The organism is Pseudomonas sp. W5-36 (genome assembly GCF_046540455.1).
Lineage (GTDB): Bacteria > Pseudomonadota > Gammaproteobacteria > Pseudomonadales > Pseudomonadaceae > Aquipseudomonas > Aquipseudomonas graminis_B.
The window spans coordinates 116,896-140,293 of record NZ_JAXCIQ010000012.1; the positions used below are offsets into that span (position 1 = coordinate 116,896).

The 23,398-nt window shown below is 60.7% G+C and carries 20 protein-coding genes and 1 pseudogene; 11 read left to right on the forward strand and 10 right to left on the reverse strand.

The genetic code is table 11. The features are described 5' to 3' along the window. Positions 1–136 precede the first annotated feature (136 nt). The 5 genes from SLW74_RS19020 (at position 137) to SLW74_RS19040 (ending at position 6,341) form a co-directional block, all read left to right on the forward strand. Positions 137–778 carry a thiol:disulfide interchange protein DsbA/DsbL gene (locus SLW74_RS19020; protein WP_037017094.1) on the forward strand — a complete coding sequence of 214 codons (642 nt, stop codon included), beginning with the start codon at positions 137–139 and terminating at the stop codon, positions 776–778. Positions 779–787: 9 nt separating this feature from the next. After that, positions 788–1,669, forward strand: a complete 882-nt coding sequence (locus SLW74_RS19025; RefSeq protein ID WP_065987938.1) for an endonuclease/exonuclease/phosphatase family protein — start codon at positions 788–790, stop codon at positions 1,667–1,669. After that, a complete protein-coding gene (locus SLW74_RS19030) occupies positions 1,666–3,753 on the forward strand; it encodes a diguanylate cyclase (RefSeq protein ID WP_410929771.1) in 2,088 nt (695 codons plus the stop codon). The genes SLW74_RS19025 and SLW74_RS19030 overlap by 4 nt, the downstream gene beginning before the upstream one ends. A 100-nt stretch (positions 3,754–3,853) precedes the next feature. After that, positions 3,854–4,630 (forward strand): N-acetylmuramoyl-L-alanine amidase, encoded by a 777-nt coding sequence (locus tag SLW74_RS19035; RefSeq protein ID WP_410929772.1) that lies wholly within the window; start codon positions 3,854–3,856, stop codon positions 4,628–4,630. A 91-nt stretch (positions 4,631–4,721) separates the two neighbouring features. Continuing rightward, positions 4,722–6,341, forward strand: coding sequence for an EAL domain-containing protein (locus tag SLW74_RS19040; RefSeq protein WP_410929773.1), 1,620 nt, complete (start codon positions 4,722–4,724; stop codon positions 6,339–6,341). A 15-nt stretch (positions 6,342–6,356) separates the two neighbouring features. On the opposite strand, the gene SLW74_RS19045 is transcribed toward SLW74_RS19040, so the two are convergent. The 3 genes and pseudogenes from SLW74_RS19045 to algB form a co-directional block, all read right to left on the reverse strand. After that, the gene (locus tag SLW74_RS19045; protein ID WP_407073261.1) at positions 6,357–6,722 is read right to left on the reverse strand and encodes a sensor histidine kinase; all 366 of its coding nucleotides are present in this window, start codon (positions 6,720–6,722) and stop codon (positions 6,357–6,359) included. Positions 6,723–6,742: 20 nt separating this feature from the next. After that, positions 6,743–8,144, reverse strand: a pseudogene (locus SLW74_RS19050) (KinB sensor domain-containing domain); the annotation flags it as partial. A gap of 10 nt (positions 8,145–8,154) precedes the next feature. Continuing rightward, positions 8,155–9,501, reverse strand: coding sequence for a sigma-54-dependent response regulator transcription factor AlgB (algB, locus tag SLW74_RS19055; RefSeq protein WP_065987926.1), 1,347 nt, complete (start codon positions 9,499–9,501; stop codon positions 8,155–8,157). 255 nt (positions 9,502–9,756) lie between these two features. Here algB and SLW74_RS19060 point away from each other — a divergent pair, with 255 nt between their 5' ends. The 6 genes from SLW74_RS19060 to SLW74_RS19085 all read left to right on the forward strand — a co-directional run bounded on the left by SLW74_RS19060 (position 9,757) and on the right by SLW74_RS19085 (position 15,257). Beyond that, positions 9,757–10,611, forward strand: a complete 855-nt coding sequence (locus SLW74_RS19060) for a BON domain-containing protein (RefSeq protein ID WP_410929774.1) — start codon at positions 9,757–9,759, stop codon at positions 10,609–10,611. Positions 10,612–10,883: 272 nt separating this feature from the next. Continuing rightward, positions 10,884–11,168, forward strand: a complete 285-nt coding sequence (locus SLW74_RS19065) for a hypothetical protein (protein ID WP_410929775.1) — start codon at positions 10,884–10,886, stop codon at positions 11,166–11,168. 88 nt (positions 11,169–11,256) lie between these two features. Then, positions 11,257–11,421, forward strand: coding sequence for a DUF1328 domain-containing protein (locus SLW74_RS19070; RefSeq protein WP_002555679.1), 165 nt, complete (start codon positions 11,257–11,259; stop codon positions 11,419–11,421). Between the two features lie 2 nt (positions 11,422–11,423). Then, positions 11,424–11,891, forward strand: a complete 468-nt coding sequence (locus SLW74_RS19075; RefSeq protein ID WP_410929776.1) for an inhibitor of vertebrate lysozyme family protein — start codon at positions 11,424–11,426, stop codon at positions 11,889–11,891. Between the two features lie 698 nt (positions 11,892–12,589). Next, the gene (gene gltP / locus SLW74_RS19080; protein ID WP_065987919.1) at positions 12,590–13,921 is read left to right on the forward strand and encodes a glutamate/aspartate:proton symporter GltP; all 1,332 of its coding nucleotides are present in this window, start codon (positions 12,590–12,592) and stop codon (positions 13,919–13,921) included. 97 nt (positions 13,922–14,018) lie between these two features. Continuing rightward, positions 14,019–15,257, forward strand: coding sequence for a nucleoside recognition domain-containing protein (locus tag SLW74_RS19085; protein WP_410929777.1), 1,239 nt, complete (start codon positions 14,019–14,021; stop codon positions 15,255–15,257). Here the strand turns inward: SLW74_RS19085 and SLW74_RS19090 are convergent. From SLW74_RS19090 to SLW74_RS19120, 7 genes are all read right to left on the reverse strand, one after another. After that, positions 15,230–15,868 (reverse strand): ABC-type transport auxiliary lipoprotein family protein, encoded by a 639-nt coding sequence (locus tag SLW74_RS19090; RefSeq protein WP_410929778.1) that lies wholly within the window; start codon positions 15,866–15,868, stop codon positions 15,230–15,232. The two genes, SLW74_RS19085 and SLW74_RS19090, sit on opposite strands and share 28 nt — an antisense overlap. Further along, positions 15,865–16,803 (reverse strand): MlaD family protein, encoded by a 939-nt coding sequence (locus SLW74_RS19095; RefSeq protein WP_410929793.1) that lies wholly within the window; start codon positions 16,801–16,803, stop codon positions 15,865–15,867. Before SLW74_RS19095 ends, SLW74_RS19090 begins: the two co-directional genes overlap by 4 nt. Then, complete coding sequence (locus SLW74_RS19100; protein ID WP_065987911.1) at positions 16,803–17,609, reverse strand: ABC transporter ATP-binding protein; 807 nt, start codon at positions 17,607–17,609, stop codon at positions 16,803–16,805. The genes SLW74_RS19095 and SLW74_RS19100 overlap by 1 nt, the downstream gene beginning before the upstream one ends. Continuing rightward, positions 17,606–18,775 (reverse strand): MlaE family lipid ABC transporter permease subunit, encoded by a 1,170-nt coding sequence (locus tag SLW74_RS19105; protein WP_410929779.1) that lies wholly within the window; start codon positions 18,773–18,775, stop codon positions 17,606–17,608. Before SLW74_RS19105 ends, SLW74_RS19100 begins: the two co-directional genes overlap by 4 nt. A 10-nt stretch (positions 18,776–18,785) precedes the next feature. After that, positions 18,786–19,961: a DUF5924 family protein gene (locus SLW74_RS19110; RefSeq protein WP_410929780.1), complete on the reverse strand. Its 1,176-nt coding sequence runs from the start codon at positions 19,959–19,961 to the stop codon at positions 18,786–18,788. Positions 19,962–20,065: 104 nt separating this feature from the next. Next, positions 20,066–21,448: a M16 family metallopeptidase gene (locus tag SLW74_RS19115; protein ID WP_410929781.1), complete on the reverse strand. Its 1,383-nt coding sequence runs from the start codon at positions 21,446–21,448 to the stop codon at positions 20,066–20,068. A 67-nt stretch (positions 21,449–21,515) separates the two neighbouring features. Beyond that, positions 21,516–23,159, reverse strand: coding sequence for a Na/Pi cotransporter family protein (locus SLW74_RS19120; RefSeq protein WP_065987902.1), 1,644 nt, complete (start codon positions 23,157–23,159; stop codon positions 21,516–21,518). Positions 23,160–23,398 lie beyond the last annotated feature (239 nt).

The following is a 23,398-nucleotide window of genomic DNA, read 5'->3' on the forward strand; positions in this document are numbered from 1 at the left end:
CTGCCCGGACGGGCCAAAAAGGGTAGCGAACGGCTGCCCTTTTTTGTGGCCGCAGGCGTTACACTTGCGAACTCATATCACCTCGGCCGGTCGAACCGCGGCCACCGAAGTGACCTTCCATGCCCAGGAGTTAAGCATGCGTAATCTGATTCTCAGCGCCGCTCTGATTTTTACCAGCCTGTTCGGTTTGACCGCTCAAGCAGCAGAGCCCATCGAAGCCGGCAAGCAATACGTCGAGCTGAAAAGCGCTGTTCCTGTTTCCGAGCCGGGCAAGATCGAAGTCGTCGAAATGTTCTGGTACGGCTGCCCGCACTGCTACGCCTTCGAGCCCGTCATCAATCCATGGGCTGAAAAACTTCCCGCTGACGTGCACTTCATCCGCGTCCCCGCCATGTTCGGCGGCCCTTGGGACGCTCATGGCCAGCTATTCATTACCCTCGACACCATGGGCGTAGAGAAGAAAGTCCACACCGCCGTGTTCGACGCCATTCAGAAAGGCGGCAAGCGTCTGACCGACCCGAATGACATGGCCGAGTTCGTCGCCACCCAGGGCGTCGACAAGACCAAGTTCCTCGAAACCTTCAACTCGTTCGCTGTGAAGGGCAAGATCGCCCAGTACAAGGAACTGGCCAAGAAGTACGAAATCACGGGCGTCCCGACCATGATCGTCAACGGCAAGTACCGCTTTGACCTCGGCACTGCCGGTGGTCCGGAGCAGGCGCTGCAAGTGGCCGATCAGCTGATCGCCAAAGAACGCGCGACGCTGACCGCCAAGTAAGGGCTGACCATGGCGCGCTGGGGAACTACTGAACGGGTCGTTGCCCGGCACACGCCGAAGGTCAACGAGCATCATCTTCACGAGACGGGCCTGCCGGCCGACGGTCGGCTTCGCCTGCTCAGCTTCAACATCCAGGTGGGCAACAGCACCGAACGCTACCGGCACTACCTGACCCGGGGCTGGCAGCATCTGCTGCCCCACAACGGTCGAGCCGGGAACCTGCAGAAAATCGGCGATCTGCTGCGTGACTATGATCTGGTCGCGTTGCAGGAAGCCGATGGTGGCAGCCTGCGCTCGGGCTACATCAATCAGGTCGAACACCTCGCCCAGCTCGGTTCGTTTCCGTACTGGCACCAGCAACTCAATCGAAACCTCGGGCGCCTCGCCCAGCACAGCAATGGCGTGCTCAGCCGTTTGCGTCCGTGGGACATCGAAGACCATCCGCTACCGGGCCCGGCCGGGCGTGGCGCCATTCTCGTTCGTTTCGGCGAAGGCCCGGATGCACTGGTCGTGGTGGTGATGCATCTGGCACTGGGCGCACGGACCCGCACACGGCAGCTGGCGTACATTCGCGAGCTGATTGGCGGCTATCGGCATCAGGTGCTGATGGGCGACATGAACACCCACGCCAATGACCTGCTGCAAACCTCGCCACTGCGCGATCTCGGCTTGCTTGCACCCCAGGTTGAGGCGACTTTCCCCAGCTGGCGTCCCCAACGATGCCTGGACCACATCCTCCTGAGCCCGACCCTGACCCTTGAAAAAGTGCAGGTGCTGGCCCAGCCCATTTCCGATCATCTGCCCGTCGCGGTGGAGATTCGCTTGCCGGCCTCATTAATCGGTGACTCGCTGCCGATAACAAGCACATCTCCTCGCGGACCTGTGGAATGACCGACGAAGCGCAGCGCTGGAAAGAAAAGTACCTCAAGAGCATCGAGCAGCAAGACAAACTGGAGCGGCGCTGGAATGCGCGGCTCGACTTGCTGCGTCGAGGCCTCGTGCGCAGCAGCCTGGCGGCCGAAGGTGCCGACAAGGCGGTTGATGCATGCATGAAGGAAATGCGTGAGATCGTTCGCAAGGACGACATGGACGCAGGCCTGGCCGCCTTGATTCCGCGCCTGGAAAAAGCGGTGCTGGAATCCGAGCAGCGTCGCGAGCAGCGCGTCGAGCAAATGGGCACGGCGTTGACGTCGTTGGTCGCGCAACTGCAGGCATTGCCGTTGCCGAAGGACGTCAGCAAGCCGCTCAAGCGATTCGCCAAGGGCCTGGAAGATCGCATCAATCAGGCCCGTGAGCTGCCGCTGCTGTTAAGCGAGTTGAGCGGACTTCAAGGGCAGGCGCTGTCGCAGATCGAACACCCGGATGAAGCGTCCCGTCCGGGTTTTCTGCAGCGATTGTTCGGCAGTCACCGTGAGGCTGGCAGCGAAGGTGATGATTCAGCCCCGTTGGCCCATCCAGTTAACGAACCGGCCGAGTTGACGCTGCGGGCTTCTGACGATGCGCCGCAGCATTCAGCCGCCATGCCGGAGGTTGCCCCAGACAACACCGAACTGGAGGCGGAACTTCGCAGCACCGTCCCGCCGGTTCCCCAGCCTGTCGCCCAAGAGCCTGAGTGCGCCATCCCGACGCCCCACCCGGAAGTTGCTGCCCAGCCGGTAATGTCCGAGCCCGAGCCCGAGCCGGCCCAGCCAGACGAAGAACCCGAGGCGCCGCTCCACGCCGCTGACGTCCCGCAGCCCTCCGCCGCCGAGTCTTCACACGAAGAAGCTTCCGAGCCTGCGGCTGAAGCGCCCGCTCCGGACCCTGACGAGACTGCTGAAGTCATCGTCATTGCCGACGACATCGATATCCTCGCTGAAGACGACGAGCCTGATGAGACCGCCGCCGAAGAAGACAGCCCCTACGCGTTGCCCTCCTCGCCCGAGCCAAGTTACAGCTCGGTCGCCGCCCACATCGAAGAAACGCTGCTGGGTCTGCTCGATGAACTGACGCTGCCCGAACACCATCGTGCGCAAGCCGATGCCATGCGCGTCCGGCTGGAGCATGGGCTGAACTGGTACGAACTGCTGCCGATCCTCGACGACCTTGCTGTGCTGATGCTCGCCGTCACTGACAGCGGCCAGCATGAATTCGAGGCCTATCTCAAACAGCTCAATGAGCGGCTGGAGTCGTTCCAGAGTGGCTTGCTGGCAGCCAGCGAAAACCATGCCGATCAGCAATCGGCGTCACGGCAACTGGACCATCAACTGCGCGAGCACGTCGATGACCTGCAAATCAGCGTGCAGCAGGCGGCCGATCTCGACAGCTTGAAGCAGGTGCTGGAGAGGCGCCTCGAAGGGCTGATTGGCACCATGGATCATCATCAGCAGCAACGCGATCAACGCGAGCAGGAAGTCGCTACCCGCCTGCAAGCCCTCTCCAGTCGCGTGGCCACCATGGAGCAGGAGGCGCTGGGCTTCCGGGTTCATCTGGAAGAGCAACGGCAAAAGGCCCTGATCGATACGTTGACAGGCCTGCCAAACCGCGCGGCATGGAACGAGCGGCTGGAGCAAGAGATCGACCAGCTGCAGCGTAAGCAATCAAGCCTGCTGCTCGGCATCCTCGACCTGGATCACTTCAAGCGTATCAACGACGGCTACGGGCATCTGGCGGGTGACAAGGTGCTGAAGATCATCGCCGGGCAGCTGCGAAAGCGATTGCGGGCTTCGGACTTCATTGCGCGATTTGGCGGGGAAGAGTTCGTGCTCCTGCTGCCGACCACGCCGATGGATGAGGGGTTGGCGCTGCTGGAGCGTCTGCGCGAGGGCATCGAACAGTGCCCGTTTCACTTCAAGGGCGAGCGGGTGACGGTCACGGTGTCCATGGGCATCACGGCGTTCTCCCAGGGTGAGCGCAGTGATGTTGTGCTCAAGCGTGCTGACCAGGCGCTGTACCGCGCCAAGGACGAGGGGCGAAACCGCATCGAGCAGGGCTGAGACGGTTCGTCTGGTTGGCTGCGTGGGGATGATGCATTTTTGAATGCGTCACCGACGTTACGTTACACTGTTGCATTATTTGCCTACACGTCGTGCCGCCATGAAGTCTATTTCTGCCCTGTTTCTGTTGTTGCTGCTGAGCGCTTGCAGCAGCGGTCCGAAAATCGATACCAGCCACCCTTCCGTCAATTTCGACAGTCGCGTGCAGTTTGTGGTGGTCCATTACACCTCTGCCTCCCTTGATCGGTCGTTGGCATTGCTGACCCACGGTGAGGTCAGCGCGCATTACCTGATCGGCGACGGTCCAGCCACCACCTACAAGCTGGTCGACGAATCCCTGCGCGCGTGGCATGCCGGCGAAAGCGAATGGGACGGGCGCACCTGGCTCAACTCAAGCAGCATCGGCATCGAGATCGTCAATCCGGGCTACCGCGACACGCCCACCGGGCGGCTTTGGTATCCCTACAGCGAGGCGCAGATTCAAGCGCTGATCGTGCTGCTCAAAGACATCGTCAAACGCAATCACATCGAACCGCGCCACGTCATTGGCCACAGTGACATCGCGCCCCTGCGCAAGCTCGATCCGGGCCCGTTGTTCCCTTGGAAGCGGCTGGCCCGGGAAGGTCTGGGAATCTGGCCGGATGAACAGCAAGTCGCACAGCGTCAGACGCAGCTGATGGGCGTCGTGCCAAATATCGTGTGGTTTCAGCAGCAATTGGCGCTGCTGGGTTACCCGACGCCGCAGACCGGAGAGCTGGACATTGCGACACGTCACACGCTGGCTGCGTTCCAGATGCACTACCGACCACAGAAATTTGACGGTGAGCCGGATCTGCAAAGTGCGGCTATTCTGCAAGTACTTAACTTCAAGCACTAAATTCCGCTAATGTCGCTTTTTTCCGGGCTATTGCTGCGCTTGTTGCTATACCTCAGTGGTTATGGAAATCCCACCCTCTGGATGACTGTCGATGCTCACGGCGACGCCGCGACTGCGCTCTTTCCTTTATCGTCCCTTGCTTCTGGCATTAATGGCCGCGCTGTTAAGCGCGGCCATCCTGCTGGCGGGCAGCTTCGGGCTGGCGATGCATCAGGCCCGGCAGGACGAACGTGCGCAGATGAATGCTCAGGGCGAGCGCTTTCTGGTGCGGCTGGAGCAGTTGTTTGGCCAGTTGAGGGCCGGGCTCGATCAGCTTGAAGCGCAATCGTTGCGCGGGTGCAGCCCTGAGATGATCGGGCAGTTGCGTCAGGTGAACTCGCGCTACCGTTTTATCTACGAAGCGGCGTACGTCAGCGAAAGCCAGTTCTGCTCCAGCTGGACGCGGCAGAGCCTGATTGGCAAGCCCAGGCCACCGGACATTCGCGGCCCTACCTACGACTACTGGCTCAACACCTCCACCCAGCCTGACGACAACCTGGCTTCATTGATGCTTGGGCGCGGGGAGTTTCGTGTGTCCACCTCCCGCGGCCATTTGACTGACGTCGTCGACCTGCCGGCGGGCGGCAGTCTGGTGGTGGTGCTCGATCGCGGGTCCAAAGCAGTCCCGGTCCTGGGCCCCGCTCAGGCATGGCCGCCCACACCGGAATGGTCGCCGACCTCCACCGAAACGCTGATGACCACTCAGGACAAACTCGTCTACCGGATGCCGACCCAGAGCCCGGAGTATCAACTGGTCCTGATAACGCCGCGCAGTGCCTTGCAACAGAAGATCACCGGTGCGTGGTGGCTGCTGGTCCCGGCCAGTCTGTTGATTTCGTTGTTCATCGGCATTCTCGTTCTGCAACTGGTGCGTAAGCGTCAGTCGCTGGGCGGTGAGCTGCATGGAGCACTGCGCCGCGGCGAGCTGAAGGTTTTGTATCAGCCCATTTTCGACCTCAATACCCGGCTGTGCGTGGGCGCTGAGGCCCTGGTGCGCTGGCGTCGACCGGACGGCACGCTGACGAGCCCTGACCTCTTTATCCCGCTGGCGGAAAACACCGGGCAGATCCGCCAGATCACCGACTTCGTGCTTCAGCAGTTGCTTGAACAGCTGGGCCATCTGTTACGCGCCAATCCGCACCTGTACGTATCGGTCAATCTGGCGGCGTGCGACGTCATGGCCCCACGCATCGGTCGGGTGACGGCGAAGCTGCTGGCGTTGCACCGGGTAGCGCCTCGGCAGATCGCGTTTGAAGTCACCGAGCGCGGTTTGGTGGACGTGGTGGTCGCCCGCAACCATCTACAGGCGCTGCGTGATCGGGGCCATCAGGTGCTGATCGATGATTTCGGCACCGGCTATTGCAGCCTGGCCTATCTGCAGACGTTGCCGGTGGATTGCCTGAAAATCGACAAGGCGTTCATTGACGCCCTCGGTCACGATGCCGCCAGCAGTGGCGTGGCGCCGCACATCATTCGCATGGCCCATGCGCTGCAACTGCGGGTGATCGCCGAAGGCATCGAGTTTGAGTCCCAGGCGATGCTGCTGAAAAGCGAAGGGGTGATTTACGGCCAGGGCTGGCTGTTCGCACGGCCGCTGAGCGCGACCAAGTTCACCGAACTGGTCACCGGGGGCAGGCGCAGCGCCGGGCGTCGTGCGGATGACGTGGCGTAGTCCAGCGAGACCGTATTACAGCGGCAGCGCCATGTAAAACTGCGTGCCCTGCCCCGGTCGGGAGTAAACGCCCATGCGTCCGCCGTGCAACTGAACGATTTCCTTGCACAACGCCAGCCCCAGGCCTGCGCCGCCTTTCTTGCGTCCAACCTGAACGAACGGCTCGAAGATCCGGGCCTGCTGGCCGTAGGCAATCCCCTCGCCGTTGTCTTCCACGCTGATGATCAAGCGCTCGCCATGACGCCTTGCCTGCAGGCGAATCAGGCCGGATTTCGGGGTATGGCGCAGGGCGTTATCAAGCAGATTGTCGAGCACCCGGTCGAGCTGCGCTTTGTCCGCCTGTACCCGTGGCAGCGGCTCTTGGGTTTCCAATAGCACCATGACGTCCTGGTCATGGGCGGTGTCGGCGAAGCGCTGACGCGCCGACTCGAGCAATTCACTGATATCACAGGGCTCGAGTGCCAGCTTTTGCAGGCCGTTCTGATAGCGCGAGAAGTTGAGCAGGTCGTTGATCAGCTGCATCAGCCGCTGCATTTCTTCGTTAACGGTGTCGAGCAGGTCCTTCTCGCGCGAGTCCGGCGGGAAATGCACGCGTTCCTGAAGCAGGCCGAAGGCCATGTGCATGCCGGTGACGGGCGTGCGCAACTCGTGGGAGGCCCGTAGCACGAACTCACTGCGCACGCGCTCGAACGCCCGCTGTTCGGTGACGTCGTGCAGCACCATCACGGCGCCGACGATGTGCCCTTTGGTGTGGCTGACCGGCGTGAGGCTATAGGTGAGCAGACGAACTTCGCCGTCGATCTCGATGGATAGGTCATCGGGCGCCCGTTCCAGCGTGCCACCGCGCAATACCAGGTAAAGCTGTTCGTCCAGTTCCGGACGTTGCAGCGCTTCGCCGAGCCCTTGGCCCAGGCGACTTTCTTCCCAGCCCAACTGCCGTTGCGCGACGGGGTTCAGGTGTTCAAGCCGCCCCTGGCGGTCGATCATCAGCAAGCCGTCGTCGATGCTGTCCAGCACCGCCTGCAGACGCTGCTGACCGGCGAGCAACTCATCGACGTTGGTTTTCTGATGTTGGCGCAGGGCGTCGGCCATCATGCCGAAACGGTGGGTCAGCAGGTTCATTTCGTCAGATGAGGACGTGGGCAGCGTGACGTCGAAATCCCCTTGAGCAATCCGGTCCGCCGCCTTGGCCAACTGCTCGATGGGGCCGCCGAAACGCCGGGCGATGCCGTGGGCGGTGACGAAGCCGATAACCAGCACTGCCAGCCCCACCAATCCCAGCAACGCCGAGACCCAGAGCGCTCGCGATCTTGAGGCGCTTTCTGCCTGGCTGATGTTCTCAAGCGCCTGGCGGTGGGCGTCGAGCAGACCATTGCGCAACGTGTTGAACGCCTCGGTCACAGCCTCATCGTCGCGGATCGCGTCACCATGTGCGCTGGACTGCTCGATGGTTTTAACGAAGCGGGCGTAGTTCACCCGGGCGGTTTCGAACCCGCTGGGAACGCCGGTTTGCTGATCATGTTCGATGCCCTGATCAAGCAGGTTCTGGAACTGTTCCTGATTGCGCTTGATATCCGCCTGATCAGGGCTTTCCTGAAGCAGCAGGACCAACTGATCGCCCAGGTTCTGTCGCAGCTTCAGGCCGATATCGAGTGTGGTGAAGTTGTGCCGAATCGACGATTCCTGAGATTTGGCCATCTGCATAACGCTGACGAGCCCCAGCACCAACCCTAAGAGGGCGACGGTGATGAGGGCCGAAATACTCAGAAAGAGTCGGGTGCGCAACTTCATCGCAAACATCATCGGCGCCCTGTCACAGGTTGTACTGCTTACGTTTTCGGTACAGCGTCGATGCGTCGATGCCCAGTGTGCGTGCGGCTTGATCCAGCGTATCGCTGGTGGCCAGTACCGCGCCGATGTGGGCTTTCTCCAGCTCATCAAGGCTCAACGCTGCGCCGACGCGCGGGGCATTGTTGGCTGGCTGTTCGGCCATGCCGAGGTGGGTGATTTCGACTTTTTCCTGCGGGCAGATAATGCTCGCCCGCTCGATCACGTTGCGCAGCTCGCGGATGTTGCCGGGCCAGCGGTAGTTGAGCAGCGCGCTGCGAGCCTGCTCGCTGAAGCCGCGCGCCGGGCGGCTGTATTCCTTGACGAAGCGCGCCAGGAAGCGGTCTGCCAGCGTCAGGATGTCTTCGCTTCGCTCGCGCAAAGGGGGCAGATTCAGGGTAATCACGTTCAGGCGATACAACAGATCCTCGCGGAAGCGCCCTTCGCGGACCATGTCTTCGAGGTTCAGGTTAGTCGCCGCCAAAATGCGCACGTCAGCGCGACGGGTCACCGGGTCACCGACGCGTTCATATTCCTTGTCCTGAATGAAACGCAGCAATTTTGGCTGCAGCGTGAGCGGGAAGTCGCCGATTTCATCAAGGAACAATGTGCCGCCGTCTGCCTGATTCACCCGACCGAGTGTGCTCTCGCTGGCACCGGTGAAGGCGCCGCGGCTATGGCCGAACAGCTCGCTTTCCATCAGCTCGGCGGTGAGGGATGGGCAGTTGATGGTTACGCAGGCCTTTTTGGCGCGCTTGCTCCAGCCGTGAATCGCCCGGGCCAATTCGCCCTTACCCGTACCGGATTCACCGAGAATAAGGATGTTGGCGTCGGTGTTGGCGACCTGGCGGGCGGTTTCGAGGATCGCCATCATCGACGGGCTGTGGGAATCCAGGCCGTCTTTAGGTTTGCGAACTTCGCCTTCAAGGGCTTCAAGTCGCGCGGACAACTGGCGGACTTCGAGCTGCTTGGCGGTGGCGAGGCGCAGTTGATCCGGACTGCAGGGCTTGACCAGATAATCGGCAGCGCCGGCCTGGATCGCATCCACGGCAGTGTCGACGGCCGAGTGCGCGGTGACAATCACCACGCGCATCCAGGGCGCCTGCACGCGCATTTGCGCCAGAACATCCAGCCCGTTGTCCTCACCCAGACGCAGGTCGAGGAAACATACGTCGAATACCTGACGCTGCAACAGCGATTCCGCCTGCGCCGCGCTGTTGGCGGTGGCTACGCTGTAGCCTTCATCTTCCAGGCAATAACGGAAGGTGCGAAGGATGGCGGACTCATCATCCACGAGCAGAATACGGCCCTGATTCTCAGCGGCTGCTTCCATGTTTCCTACGCTCCTCAATGAATAGTCTGTGTTAGTCCCGGAAACATCGGGCAAGTTGCATGGTTCATTCTGATTGATTCTTTGCGCTGCATGGTAGCGATCTTCTGAAAAAGCCGTCATGCGCTGATCCATGACAGCTCATGTCCCCAGTGGTCAGCACGGATCCTTGTCCAGGCAAAATCAGGCCGCGCCGAACATCTGGGCGAAAGACCAGTCTGTCCAGGGGTACCTTTTTGCAATTGTCTGGAGATTCCCATGCCCACGTTGAAGAAGATCGCCCTGGCCATTACCACTGCCAGCCTGCTCGGACTGACGCCCGTCATCGCCCACGCGGCAGCCGCCGATCTGCAGACCCAGCTGGCCGAGGCGCGCCAGGAGGGTTCGATCTGGACCGCCTTTGCCCTTAACCGGCATTTGAGCCCGTTCAAGATCAGCGTGGACGTGGAACAAGGCACTGCGACCCTCAAGGGAAAGGTCGAGAACCAAGTCGACAAGGATCTGGCGGCGCAGATAGCGGGCGACATTCAGGGAATCAACAAGGTCGATAACCAGCTTGAGATCGATCCGCAGGTCGCTGCCGATCCGGGCACCAAAGCCACCATGGCTCAGCGCTTCGACGACGCGACGCTGACTGCAACCATCAAATCCAAGCTGCTGTGGAACAGCGTGACGGAGGCGTTGAATATCGACGTCAGCGCCGCCCAGGGGGTCGTCACCCTCAAGGGCCAGGCGAAAGACGCGGAGGCCAAGCTGTTGGCCGGAAGCCTGGCCACCAACACGGACGGCGTGACGGAGGTGAACAACCTTATCAGCGTCAGCGCGCGGGATACTCAGGCGATCAAGGAGCAAAGCGAGCAGCAGGCCAACAGTGTTCGCGAAGAGTTCAGCGACGCATGGATCACCAGCAAGGTGAAATCCAGTCTTATATATAGCCGCACTCTCGACGGTTTGAACATCAAGGTTGAGACCAAAAACGGTGTAGTGACGCTGGACGGTGTGGTGGCTAACTACGCCGAGAAGGAATTGGCGGTCGAGATCGCGCGCAACATCCGCGGGGTCAAAGGCGTAGACGCCGACACTCTGCGCGTGACAGCGCGCAGTGCGGGTTAGAGCCTTGCACGGCGGCCGAACGACGGATGTCAGAACATAATTCGCATCCGGAATGAATTCGGTCGCGCACGTGGTGTCGGCACATTCGTGCATTCCGCACGATGGCAAATGTTCAATCGTGCAGCTTGCGTGTACGACACTTCTGAGTAGGCAATTTAACTCTTTGATTTATAAGGATTAATTGGTTATCTGAAAGCTGGCACACAGCGTGCAATATCCCTGATAACAAAGGCCCGGACAGACGGCCGACAAGATTGCCAGGAGTCAGCTGAATGAACGCTCAACATCTCGCCAACAAACTGCGTATCTCCCCTCTGCATTTGCAGCAAGGTCTGTTTGCCAGTCTGGCGTTGATGATTACGCTCATTGTTGTGCAACAGTTCAATCACTGGAATCAGAATCATGAAGTGACTCAGGCGCACTACTCCCGCGCCTACACCGTACCCTTTGCCAAGGCAAGTGCGTTGAAGGCCTCGGATGTGGCCCTGAGCATGCAAGTTGATGACGCGGCCGCTACTACTGATGAAGCGCCACGTCAGCAAAGCTGGGTTTTCTGATCCTCCGGGTCGAAGACGCGATCTACCCCGAGGGTCATCCCGACGCCTCGACGTAGCAAAAAATCAATAAACAGTAAGGAGATTCACCATGTTGAGTTGGGCAATCACATTTCTGATCATCGCTATCGTTGCAGCCGTCCTTGGTTTTGGTGGTATCGCAGGTACTGCTACCGGTATTGCCAAGATCCTGTTCGTGGTCTTCCTGGTTATGTTCGTGGTGTCGTTCTTCTTTGGCCGTCGCGGCCGAGGCTGAATATGGGCTTCAAGCATTTCCATGCACTAATACTGGCGCTCCTTGGGAGCGCCAGCGTTACAGCTATGGCGGCCAACGACGGTCAATCTCGGGTGAACGAGCTTTTGAGCTCGGATTCCGAGTTCCGCGAAACGTGGTCGAGCGTAGTGAAGAAGGAAGAGCGACTGCCCGATTGGGTGATCAATCTCTCCGGCGCCGCTGAGCAGATGAATGCCGTGACCGAAGACGGCGACAAGTACTTGGTAGGGCCGCTCTGCGAAACTCAGGACACTTGCCGCACCAAGCGACTCATTGTGGCGTTCAGCCTGAACAAGTCCCATGCGTACGCGATGTTGGTCGAAGTGCCTGCGGGACTTCCTGCAGACAAATCACCCACGCGCCATGCGGATTACCGGTTTTTGGGCAAGCCGGATGAAGGCATGCAAGGCCTTCTGAAAGAACAGCTCAAGAAAGATCCGAACTGGTATTGATTCGAATGACGGGAGACCTGTCCCTGACAGACCTTCCTGATAGACGCGCAGCCCGAAGACGGTGCGCGTATGACCAAGGGGCCGGGGCGTTACGATCAACGGAGTGATTGAAGCGTCCTAGGTGTACAAGGAGTACTCCCACGCGTGGGCCGGGTCAGGCAAGCCGCAACACAAGTCCATCGTCCGATACGGTCTTAGCCTCTATCGACCGTGGACTTGTGAGGCGCAAACGATCGCTATTCCCTCCAAAGTCGCCCGCCCTCAAGCGTCCTACATAGCCTCTTCCACGTTTCCTACGACCGTATATCGCCCGGAAATCCGCCTTTTGAACGGCTGTCTGCCGTCCGTGCGCAATCCTTCGCCTCGCCACAAAACCGTAAGCGAATCCGCTGCAGGCGACGTATTAGCCATCTCTCAGCATTCCTGTGTCAGGCAAATCCGCCCTCTTCTGGCACAAAGCAGCGTAAGTGATTGATTTGCATCATGCCGATTCGGCATGGGGTACTCGTTTACGGCATTAGACGATGGCGGTCACCGTGGGAATAGTTGCGCCTTTTTCGCCTGCTCAGAGCTCGGATGCTCGCCTGCGGCCACTCACGAGACAGTCCTGACGGCGACCGCGGCGTCGCGCTTGCTGGCAAGCGCAATGATGAACGTGTGGTTGGGGGATGTCCCGGCATCGACAACAAGGTAATGACATGAAGAAGGCAAAACTGAGCCTCGCCTGGCAGATCCTCATCGGCCTGGTACTCGGCATCGCCATTGGCGCCGTTCTGAACCATTTCAGCACCGAGAAAGCCTGGTGGATCAGCAATGTGCTGCAGCCAGCGGGCGACATCTTTATCCGCCTGATCAAGATGATCGTTATCCCGATTGTGATCTCATCCCTGGTCGTCGGTATCGCAGGCGTTGGCGACGCCAAGAAGCTCGGCCGTATCGGTCTGAAGACCATTCTCTATTTTGAAATCGTCACCACGATTGCCATTGTCGTCGGTCTGCTGCTGGCCAACGTCTTCCATCCCGGCACTGGCATCGACATGAGCACCCTGGGCACGGTGGACATCTCGCAGTACCAGAAGACCACCGCTGAAGTGCAGCATGACCATGCCTTTGTTGCGACGATCCTCAACCTCATTCCGTCGAACATTTTCGCGGCGGTTGCCCGTGGCGACATGCTGCCGATCATCTTCTTCTCGGTGTTCTTCGGGCTGGGTCTGTCGAGCCTGAATGCCGAAGTGCGTGATCCGCTGGTGAAGGTCTTCCAGGGCGTTTCGGAGACCATGTTCAAGGTCACCCACATGATCATGAACTACGCGCCAATCGGCGTATTCGCACTGATCGCCGTGACCGTCGCCAACTTTGGCTTCGCCTCGCTGCTGCCGTTGGCCAAGCTGGTGATTCTGGTGTACGTCGCCATCGCCTTCTTTGCCTTCGTGGTGCTGGGCCTGATTGCGCGCCTGTTTGGCTTCTCGGTGCTCAAACTGATGCGCATCTTCAAAGACGAACTGGTGCTCGCCTACTCCACCGCCAGCTCCGAAACCGTGCTGCCGCGCGTGATCGAGAAGATGGAGGCGTACGGCGCGCCCAAAGCCATCAGCAGCTTCGTGGTGCCCACCGGCTACTCGTTCAACCTCGACGGTTCGACGCTGTACCAAAGCATCGCAGCGCTGTTCATCGCGCAGCTGTACGGCATTGATCTGTCGATCGGCCAGCAGTTGATGCTCGTCCTGACCCTGATGGTGACCTCCAAAGGCATCGCCGGTGTGCCGGGCGTATCGTTTGTCGTGCTCCTGGCAACCCTGGGTAGCGTGGGCATTCCGCTGGAAGGCCTGGCGTTCATTGCCGGCGTCGACCGCATCATGGACATGGCGCGCACCGCGCTGAACGTGATCGGAAACGCACTGGCTGTGTTGGTGATCTCGCGCTGGGAAGGCATGTACGACGACGCCAAAGGCGAGCGCTACTGGAACTCCCTGCCGCACTGGCGTGGCAAGGACCCTCTGCCGGCGGGTCAATCGACGGTCGAGTAATCACTGTCTGGCGTGAATCATCAAACCCTGGCCTCGGCCGGGGTTTGTTGTTTCTGCCCCCGCCGTTATCATCGCCGCATCTTGCGAGGGGATTTGTATGCTGAACGGCCTATGGCTTGGGTTTTTCGTGGTCGCGGCGATATCTGCGCTGGCGCAATGGCTGGTAGGGGGCAATGCCGGCGTTTTTGCCGCCATGGTCGAGAGCATCTTCGCCATGGCCAAGTTGTCGGTGGAAGTCATGGTGCTGTTGTTCGGCACCCTGACCCTGTGGCTGGGCTTTCTCAACATCGCCGAAAAGGCCGGGATCGTCGACTGGCTGGGCAAGGTCCTGGCGCCGCTGTTTCATCGCCTGATGCCCGAAGTGCCGCGCGGCCACCCGGCGCTGGGCCTGATCACCCTCAACTTCGCCGCCAACGCGCTGGGTCTGGACAACGCCGCCACGCCCATCGGCCTCAAGGCCATGCGCTCGCTGCAAGAGCTCAATCCCAGCAAGACCATCGCCAGCAATGCGCAGATCCTCTTTCTGGTGCTCAACGCCTCTTCGCTGACGCTGCTGCCCGTGACCATCTTCATGTACCGCGCTCAGCAAGGCGCGGCTGACCCCACCATGGTGTTCTTGCCCATCCTGCTCGCCACCAGCGCCTCGACGCTGGTCGGCCTGCTGTCAGTGGCCTTCATGCAGCGCCTCAAGTTGTGGGACCCGGTGGTGCTCGCTTACCTGATTCCCGGCGCCTTGCTGCTGGGCGGCTTCATGGCAGTACTGGCCGGGTTGTCCGCTGCTGCGCTGTCGAGCCTGTCATCGGTACTGGGCAATGTGACGCTGTTCGGCATCATCATGCTGTTCCTGGTGATCGGCGCGCTGCGCAAGGTCAAGGTGTACGAGACTTTCGTGGAGGGCGCGAAAGACGGCTTCGACGTCGCCAAGAACCTGCTGCCTTATTTGGTCGCCATGCTCTGTGCCGTCGGCGTGCTGCGCGCATCGGGCGCGCTGGATCTGATTCTTGAGGGGATTCGTCACGGGATTCAATGGATGGGCATGGACACCCGATTCGTCGATGCGCTGCCAACTGCTCTGGTCAAGCCGTTCTCCGGCAGTGCGGCACGGGCGATGCTGATCGAGACCATGAAAACCCAAGGTGTCGATAGCTTCCCGGCCCTCGTCGCGGCGACCATTCAAGGCAGCACGGAAACCACGTTCTATGTGCTGGCGGTGTATTTCGGCGCGGTGGGCATCCAGCGCGCGCGACACGCAGTGGGCTGCGCGCTGCTGGCCGAATTCGCCGGTGTGGTCGCTGCGATTGCCGTCTGCTATTGGTTCTTCGGCTCGGCGGTGTAACGCCTCTCGCCCTGCTCAACGGTCCACTGCAACACTTGGGCGGCCAGGGTATCGCTGGCCTGGCCGAACGCCGAGACCACCGCCGGCACCTGCTTGTCGGCCACCGGCTGATGCACTTCAAAGCGCCGACTCGCCACAATCCGCTGGCGATCGTCGACCAGCCGCGCATCAAGGCGGATCACCACTTCAATGGCGGTTCCCCGATACTCGCTCTGGAACGCCTGCAACTCCGCGCCCAATTCATAATCAGCCTGGAGATTGCTGTCGTCAGTGCTGATCGACAGCACTCGCCCATCGCGGTAGAAAGCCTCGGTCAGTCGGTTGCGCAACAAGACCGGCGCCGGATCACTCCAGCGCGCGCCCTTGTAGCTGCTGATGACATTGCCCTGGGGGATGACGGCGATGCGCGGGCTGTCCAGTGTCTCGCTGGACTTGGGCCGTACCACCCGCAAGGACCACGGCAAGGGGGAGGTCCCTTTGCTGGCAGGCAATGCCGTTGGCAACCGGTAGACGTCTGAAGGCGCTTGCTCGGGGAGGATCGAGCAGGCGCCGAGCGACAGCAGCATTGCCACCAACAACTGCCGAGTAATGGATTGACCGACACGCCTCATGGCTCGAACTCCTTATTCTTCTCGTTGCCCAGCAAGTAGCCGCTCGGGTTGGCATTCAGGCTGCGCGAGATGGTTTTCAATGAGCTGAGGGTCTCACGCAGCTCGCGGATTGCAGGGCCCAGTTCGCCCAGCCCTTGCAGCCCCTCGTTCACCGAATTCTGGTTGTTCTTGAGCAACACATTGATGGTTTTGCTGCTCTGTTCGAGGGACTTCATCGCCTCTTGTGCGCTGGCGATGGTTTGCCTGCCATCGCTGGTCAGCAGCTGGTTGGCGTTGCGCATCAGCGTAGAGGTTTGCTCCAGGGTCGCGCCGGCCTGCTTGCTCAGCAGCGTCATCTGCTTCAAGGCCTGACGAATGTCGTCGCGCTGATCGGAGATCGCTCCAGTGGTTTGCTCCAGATGCTGCAACGTGCGCGACAGCGTCTCCACGTTATTCGAAGAAAACATCGCGTTGGCGTTATGCAGCAATGTGTTGGTGCCGCTGAGCAAGTCGTCGCTGTCGTTCAACAGGCGGGAGATGGGCGACGGCGAGGCGATGATCACTGGCAGGTTGCCGCCCTCGCCCTTCAACGCCTCGCTTTGCGGTGTGCCACCGCTGAGCTGGATGAGCGATGTACCGGTGATGCCGGCCAGTGCCAGTTTTGCGTAGGTGTCACGCTTGATCGGGGTTTCCCCGGCAACACGGATCTGTGCCAGCACCCGGCGCGGGTCCTGGGGATCGAGGCGCAACTGCACGACGTCACCGACCTTGATACCGCTGTACTGCACCGGACTGCCGCGAGACAAACCGGTCACCGCCTCGTTGAAGACAACCTGATAGTCCTTGAAGGCCGAGTCGACGCTGGATTTCGCCAGCCACAGACCGAACAGCAGTGCGGCGGCGACCACGATGACCGTGAACAGACCGATCAGAACGTGATGGGCGCGGGTTTCCATCATGAGACCTCGTGTGGGTAAGTGGCCGCTGAATAGGCCGAGCGGCCGCGCGGGCCATGGAAGTATTCGTGAATCCACGGGTCTTTGGTCGCAGACACCCTGTCGATGCTGTCCGCGACCAGTACACGCTTCTGCGCCAGCACGGCGACGCGGTCGGTGATTGTATAAAGCGTGTCGAGGTCGTGGGTGACCATGAACACGCTCAGTCCCAAGGCGTCGCGCAGCGTCAGGATCAACTGGTCAAACGCGCCGGCGCCGATCGGATCGAGCCCGGCAGTGGGTTCGTCCAGAAACAGAATGTCCGGATCCAGCGCCAGTGCTCGCGCCAGCGCCGCGCGCTTGATCATGCCCCCGGAGAGCGACGCGGGGTATTTATGAGCCGCTGACAGCGGCAGTCCGGCCAGCGCCATTTTGATCCCGGCCAGATGCTCGGCTTCCTCCCGGCTCAGCCCGGCGTGTTCGATGAGCGGCAGCGCGACGTTCTCCGTAATGGTCAGCGAAGAGAACAGCGCGCCTTTCTGGAACAGGACACCGAAACGTCGTTCAACCTGTGAGCGCGCGTTGTCGGGCAGATTCAGCAAATCCTGACCCAGCACACGGACGCTTCCTGCGGCAGGCCTTTGCAGCCCGACAATGCTGCGCAGTAACACCGACTTGCCGGCGCCGGAGCCGCCCACCACGCCAAGGATCTCTCCGCGATACAGATCCAGATCGAGGTTCTCGTGCACCACTTGCGGGCCGAAGCGATTGCTCAGGCCGCGAACCTCAATCACCGTCTCGACGGGTTGTACGCAGCGGCGGGTCACCAGCCAATCTCCATGCAGAACATCGCGACCAAGGCGTCCAGCACGATGACCACGAAAATGGACTGCACCACGCTCGATGTCGTGTGAGCCCCGACCGATTCGGCGCTGCCCTCGACCTTGAAGCCTTCCAGGCACCCAATGGCGGCGATGAAGAACGCAAATATCGGCGCTTTGGCGATACCCACGAGAAAGTGCTGCACGCCGATGTCGGCCTGCATCAACGACAGAAACATCGCCGGCGAGATGCCTAGCGACAGCGCGCAGACCACGCCGCCACCGACAATGCCGCAGATCATCGCGAGGAAGGTCAGCATGGGCAGTGAGATCAGCAGCGCGAGCACGCGGGGCAGCACCAGCAGCTCTGTAGGACTCAGCCCCAGGGTTTGCAGCGCATCCAGCTCTTCGTTGGCTTTCATCGAGCCGATCTGCGCGGTGAAGGCGCTGGCCGTACGACCGGCGAGCAGGATGGCGGTCAGCAACACGGCGAATTCCCGCAGGAATGAGAAGCCGATCAGGTCAACGGTGAAAATCGTCGCGCCAAAAGCCTTTAGCACTGTGGCACCGAGAAAGGCCACCACGGCGCCAACCATGAACGTCAGCAGCGCCACAATGGGCGCTGCGTCCAGACCGATTTGCTCGATGTGGGCGATAACGGATGTGGTGCGCCAGCGCCGAGGGCGAAACAGCGTAGAAGCGAAGGTCTGCAGGATGAGCCCGATAAAGCCGAGCAGTTGCAGCGTGTCCTTCCAGATCACCTCCACCGCCGCGCCAATTCGCGCCAGCAGCTGCATGCCCACGGCCGCCTCTGGCTCTCGGACGGGCTGGCAGTAGTCAGCCAGTGCGCTCTGGATGGTCTGCATAAGCGCGCGGCTGGACTCCGGCAGATTGGGCGCTTGCACGGCCAGCAAACGCAGGCGCTGCACGCCGAGCAGCTCTACCAGCAACGACGCGCCAGCGGTGTCTAGCGCGCCGAGCTCATCCATGTCCACGAGGGTGGTTGGGCCGAATCCGGCGCTTAATGCGTCGGTCTGGCGCTTGAGTTCGCGGTAATGCGCGAGCGTCCAGTCTCCGGCGATCCGCAACTGAGCCGGATTGCTCGAAGTGTCCATCAACACGCGCCCTGGATCCTTGGGCGCGGAGGAAGCCTGCGTGGTCAGTGGGGTCATAGCGACGAGCTTAGTTGGTGTTGGCCGGGGCAGACGGGCTCTCGGCTGGCGCGCTGTCCGCGGGTTTTTTCGCGTCCGAGTCATCCGGAGCCGCAGCGTCGGTGCCTGGCTTCAGGCCTGCGGGCTTGATCTTGTTGCGAGTGACGGCCGGCTGGTCGCGCTCAGTGACGTCAAAGCGCAGCACACCGATCATCTGCCCGTCCTCAGTGAGCACCCTCACCTGCCATTTGCCGAGCACGTCCGGCGGGAAATTCTGCTTGTGCGTCCAGGCCCGATAACCTTCCTCACGGCCGCCCTTGATGTCTAGAGCAATACGCTCCACTTCCTCGCCGTTGTGGCGCCACACGTGATAAATCCGCTCGTTCAGGCCGCGCGGGGCGTTGATCGATGTGTAGGCGTAGAGACCGGCACTGCGCAGCTGGTTGACGCCGATTTCCTGAATACTCTCGCCGGGGGTCCGATTCTGGTTATCGAAGCGCGTGCTGATCGCCGCCTCGGTCAGCCAGAGCGTCGCCGGCGGTACCCAGAATCGTGCCATCCAGCCTACCCCTCCGATCGCCAGCGTCATCGCCACCAGGCCAACGCCGCGTTTCCAGCTGTTGATCGGATAACCCGACGCCAGGCTCGGGAACGACAGCAGCATCGCAATGCCCAGCGCCAGTTTGTAGCTCTCGGCGGTGGTCAGGTGAACGATGATCGGCAGCGCCGTGAGCAATGCGGCAAACAGCGTCAGGGTATGCAGCGCCATGAACGCCCAGCGGCGCGGGGCCAGCCATTTGTAGTACAGCGGGTCGATGATCGAAATCAGTCCTGCAGCCCCGAGCAGCCCCGTGAACGCCAGCTGTCCGCTGTACCACGTGGTCGTCACGAAAAAGAACGGCAGCACGAAAAACAGGCTTTCCTGGTGGATCATCTGGGTGGCGTAGCGCAACAGCGGCTGCGGTATCTCTCGCTTGAACATCTTCGCGAACAGGGCGACGGCGCTGTTTTCCACCATCAGCCAGATCCAGCTCACCAGCAGAATGACCGCAATCCATGTGGCCAGCTTCGCCTGTCGATCCACCAGAATGAAGCTGCCAATGCCTGAACAGAACCCGAAGAACGCAATCAGCCCGGGGTAGCGCTTGATGAACTCCAGCACGCGCTGGACCAGCGAGTGGTGAATGATTGCGTTAATGTCCGGCATCGTGGCGCGTCGCTCTTAGGTATGGGTCTGGATCTGGGTGAATAAAAATAACCAAAATTGGACGGCGCCCACCGCGACGAAATTTTTAACGCCACGCGCCTCGCTTATAAAGGCCGCTTCTTGTAAACCCGCCACCGCCAAAGAATCAGCAGCGCCACCAGCGCTGTCAGCAGGCATCCGACAGCGTACAGCTCATCGTAGCTGAGCAGTGGCTCTTCAACGCGAAGATACCCGGGTTGCGCCAGCAGTTGACGCATCGCCTGATTGGCCAGATCCAGGCTTACACCACGGGTCCGCCTGGCCGGGTCCTGGAAACGACCATCGTCGTAATCATTCAACGCACCCCAGTAGTAGTCGGCCAGCGCGCTGTTGCCCTGAACCGCCCATGCTTGCCTGGCAATGGATGCCTGCTGCAGCCGCGCAAAGGTCGCCGGGTCCATGCCTTCCTTGCGCAGCCGCTGGAGCATCGAACGCACGGCGGCGGTGGCCGAATCGACGTCTTCGCGGTTCAGGTCGGCGTTGAGGCTGAGAAAACCGGTGTCCCCGAACGCTTCGCGATCAGCCCATGGACCGTAGGAATAACCCTTGTCCAGACGCAGTTCGCTGTACAGCGCCCAGTCCAGATAAGCCTTCACCAGATCCCAGGTTTCATCGTGCTGCTCGCCCATGTCCGGCTCGGGGAACAGCAGATGCAGCTTCGCGCCATCGCCCAACGCGCCGCGGATCAGCGTCCGCTCAGGCTCGGCCTTTTCGGTCATCGAGCGAAGCGGCGGATGTTCGGTTGGATCGACCGCATTAAGCTGGCCGAAGGTGCGCTCCAAATACGCCGGCAGCAACTTGTCGAGTTCGCCCACGATGATCAGCGTCATGTTGTTGGAGGCGTACCAGTTGTCGTGGATATGCTCGACTTGCTCCAGCGTGAGGTGATCAACCTCGGCCCGCTCCGGGCATTTGAGGCCGAGCTCCACGGCAAGCTGGCTGCTGGCGCCGTGGCCCAGATCGCGTTTGTCCAGCCAGCGTTGCAAATGCGAATAATGGCCACCGTCTTCACGGGCGACGATGCGCTTGGCAGTGTCCAGATTGGCCTGATTGATTTGCGTGTGGGTCAGCAGATTGAGCAGCAGATCGAGCACCTTGCGCTGGTTTTGCGCCGGCGCCTCGATGACAAAGGTGGTGTCGGTGTTGCTGGTGAACGCGTTCCACTCGCCGCCCAGTGCCTGCATCTGCTGCTCAAGGCCGCCCTCACCGCTGTTGTCGATCCCGCTGAAAAGCAGATGCTCAAGCAAGTGCGGCAACTCTTTGTCTTCGCATTTGAAGTCATCGAAGCCAATACCCACAACGAGACGAATAGAGACGTGACCTTTGTCCGCAGGCTTGAGCAGCAACTGCAAACCGTTGGGCAGCACGTAGCCCTCGACCTGAAACCGGTCAAGGGCCATGGAAGAAAGGGATGTCAGAACCAGACAAACGAACAGCAGGCAACGCATAAAAACGGGCTTCCTTGCGGGCCGGTATGTGTAACAGACTTCGCAGCGGCCCCTGCGTTCACCACGATTAATCCGCGTTGCCCTCGCTGGACAAGGCGCCTGTGTCAGTGGTTTCAAGGACCGCGTAGGCGCTGCTGCAGAACAGCGAGTTCAAGCGTTTCATGTCGGAAATCAGCTCCAGGTGCAGGGAACTGGTCTCGATGCTCTGCACGATCTTGCGTTGCAGCCTGCTGACATGGGCGTGGGCCAGGCGCCGCTCCTGTGCCCTGAAACGACGTTTCTCGCGCAACAACTGGCGCGCGCTTTCAGGGTCGCCGCTGAGGAAGACCGACAGGCCAAGACGCAGATTTGCCATCAGTTGCTCGTGCAGCCCGGACAGTTCTTCCAGGCCGACGTCGGAAAACGACCGCCGCTGCGACGTCTTCTGCTGCTGGACCTTGCGCAGCATGCGCTCGATCAGCCCGCTGGCCAGCTCCAGGTTGATCGCCAACTCGATAATCTCGGCCCAGCGGCGATTGTCCTGATCGCTGAGGTCATCGCGTGGCATCTGCGCCAGGTACAACTTGATGGCGTTGTAGAGCACCTCGACATCATCGTTGAGCCGACGCACTTCCTGAGTGACCGCCGTCTGGTTGCCACGCAGCACCTCTTGCATGGCATTGAGCATGCTGTCGATCAGATCGCCCATGCGCAGGGTTTCGCGCACGGCATTGGCCAGAGCCAGGCTCGGCGTGGCGAGTGCGGTCAGGTCCAGATGGCGAGGCTTGGTCTGACCGTTGATCTCGGCCTGCTGCGGCAGAATCGACGCGCACAGGCGCCCCATCGGTCCCACCGTCGGCAGCATGATCAGGCAACGCAGCGAGTTGTAAATCACGTGGAAGCTGATGACCAGGCTCGACGGGCTGACGTTCAGCGTGTCCATCCAGGCCACCAGCGGGGTCAACACCGGAGTGATCAGCAACAGGCCGATCAGCTTGTACAACAGGCTGCCCAGCGCCACTTGCCGGCCGGCCACGTTTTGCATGCTGGTGCTGAGAAATGCCAACAGGCCGCTGCCGATGTTGGCGCCGATCACCAGGCCGATTGCCACCGGCAGGCTGATGATCTCCGCGCCTGCAAGCGTCGCGGTCAGCAGCACCGCCGCAAGGCTTGAATACGAGATCAGCGCGAACATGGCCCCGACCAGTGCGTCCAGCAGAAGGTCGCCCGTCAGTGACGCGAAAAGCACTTTCACCCCGGCGGCCTGGGTAATCGGCGCGGCGGCAGTGACGATCAACTGCAAGGCGAGAATGATCAGGCCCAGCCCGATGCCGACACGGCCCAGTTGGCCCACACGGGTTTGTTTGCGCGACAGAAAGAAGACCACGCCCAGAAAAATGAGCAGTGGCGACAGCCACGACAGGTCGAATGTCAGGATTCGCGACATCACCGCAGTACCGACGTCGGCACCGAGCATAATGGCCAGCGCTGGCGTCAGGCCCATCAAGCCCTGGCCAACAAAGGACGTCACCAGCATCGCCGTGGCGTTACTGCTTTGCACCACGGCGGTGACCAAAATCCCCGCGACAAAGGCCAGCGGGCGTTTGGACATGTTCTGGCCAATGACCCGGCGCAGCTGCGAGCCATAGACGCGCAGAATGCCGGTCCGAACGATGTGTGTGCCCCAGATCAATAGCGCGACGGCGGAAAGCAAATCGAGCAGGGTCAGCATATGGAGAGCCCCCTGTAGGTTGCCCATCGGGCAAAGTTAAAAGGTCCAGCGTGTAGCGAGCGTAAGCGCTTGAGGTGCATCGACAGCGCGCTCAACTAAGCTTTAGTCGGCCTGTGGCCTTAATGCCAGCATGGCACAGCGGATTATTTCTTGAAACAAATCTGTCATAAATCAGGTGTTTGGACGCAGCACCTTCACGCCTTGCCAATAAAAAACGGGGCATTCACAGCCCCGTTGCT

Coding starts and splice junctions, on each gene's coding strand:
- SLW74_RS19020 (WP_037017094.1), top strand. CDS start 137: ATGCGTAATCTGATTCTCAGCGCCGCTCTGATTTTTACCAGCCTGTTC.
- SLW74_RS19025 (WP_065987938.1), top strand. CDS start 788: ATGGCGCGCTGGGGAACTACTGAACGGGTCGTTGCCCGGCACACGCCG.
- SLW74_RS19030 (WP_410929771.1), top strand. CDS start 1,666: ATGACCGACGAAGCGCAGCGCTGGAAAGAAAAGTACCTCAAGAGCATC.
- SLW74_RS19035 (WP_410929772.1), top strand. CDS start 3,854: ATGAAGTCTATTTCTGCCCTGTTTCTGTTGTTGCTGCTGAGCGCTTGC.
- SLW74_RS19040 (WP_410929773.1), top strand. CDS start 4,722: ATGCTCACGGCGACGCCGCGACTGCGCTCTTTCCTTTATCGTCCCTTG.
- SLW74_RS19045 (WP_407073261.1), bottom strand. CDS start 6,722: ATGGTGCTATTGGAAACCCAAGAGCCGCTGCCACGGGTACAGGCGGAC.
- algB (WP_065987926.1), bottom strand. CDS start 9,501: ATGGAAGCAGCCGCTGAGAATCAGGGCCGTATTCTGCTCGTGGATGAT.
- SLW74_RS19060 (WP_410929774.1), top strand. CDS start 9,757: ATGCCCACGTTGAAGAAGATCGCCCTGGCCATTACCACTGCCAGCCTG.
- SLW74_RS19065 (WP_410929775.1), top strand. CDS start 10,884: ATGAACGCTCAACATCTCGCCAACAAACTGCGTATCTCCCCTCTGCAT.
- SLW74_RS19070 (WP_002555679.1), top strand. CDS start 11,257: ATGTTGAGTTGGGCAATCACATTTCTGATCATCGCTATCGTTGCAGCC.
- SLW74_RS19075 (WP_410929776.1), top strand. CDS start 11,424: ATGGGCTTCAAGCATTTCCATGCACTAATACTGGCGCTCCTTGGGAGC.
- gltP (WP_065987919.1), top strand. CDS start 12,590: ATGAAGAAGGCAAAACTGAGCCTCGCCTGGCAGATCCTCATCGGCCTG.
- SLW74_RS19085 (WP_410929777.1), top strand. CDS start 14,019: ATGCTGAACGGCCTATGGCTTGGGTTTTTCGTGGTCGCGGCGATATCT.
- SLW74_RS19090 (WP_410929778.1), bottom strand. CDS start 15,868: ATGAGGCGTGTCGGTCAATCCATTACTCGGCAGTTGTTGGTGGCAATG.
- SLW74_RS19095 (WP_410929793.1), bottom strand. CDS start 16,803: ATGGAAACCCGCGCCCATCACGTTCTGATCGGTCTGTTCACGGTCATC.
- SLW74_RS19105 (WP_410929779.1), bottom strand. CDS start 18,775: ATGACCCCACTGACCACGCAGGCTTCCTCCGCGCCCAAGGATCCAGGG.
- SLW74_RS19110 (WP_410929780.1), bottom strand. CDS start 19,961: ATGCCGGACATTAACGCAATCATTCACCACTCGCTGGTCCAGCGCGTG.
- SLW74_RS19115 (WP_410929781.1), bottom strand. CDS start 21,448: ATGCGTTGCCTGCTGTTCGTTTGTCTGGTTCTGACATCCCTTTCTTCC.
- SLW74_RS19120 (WP_065987902.1), bottom strand. CDS start 23,159: ATGCTGACCCTGCTCGATTTGCTTTCCGCCGTCGCGCTATTGATCTGG.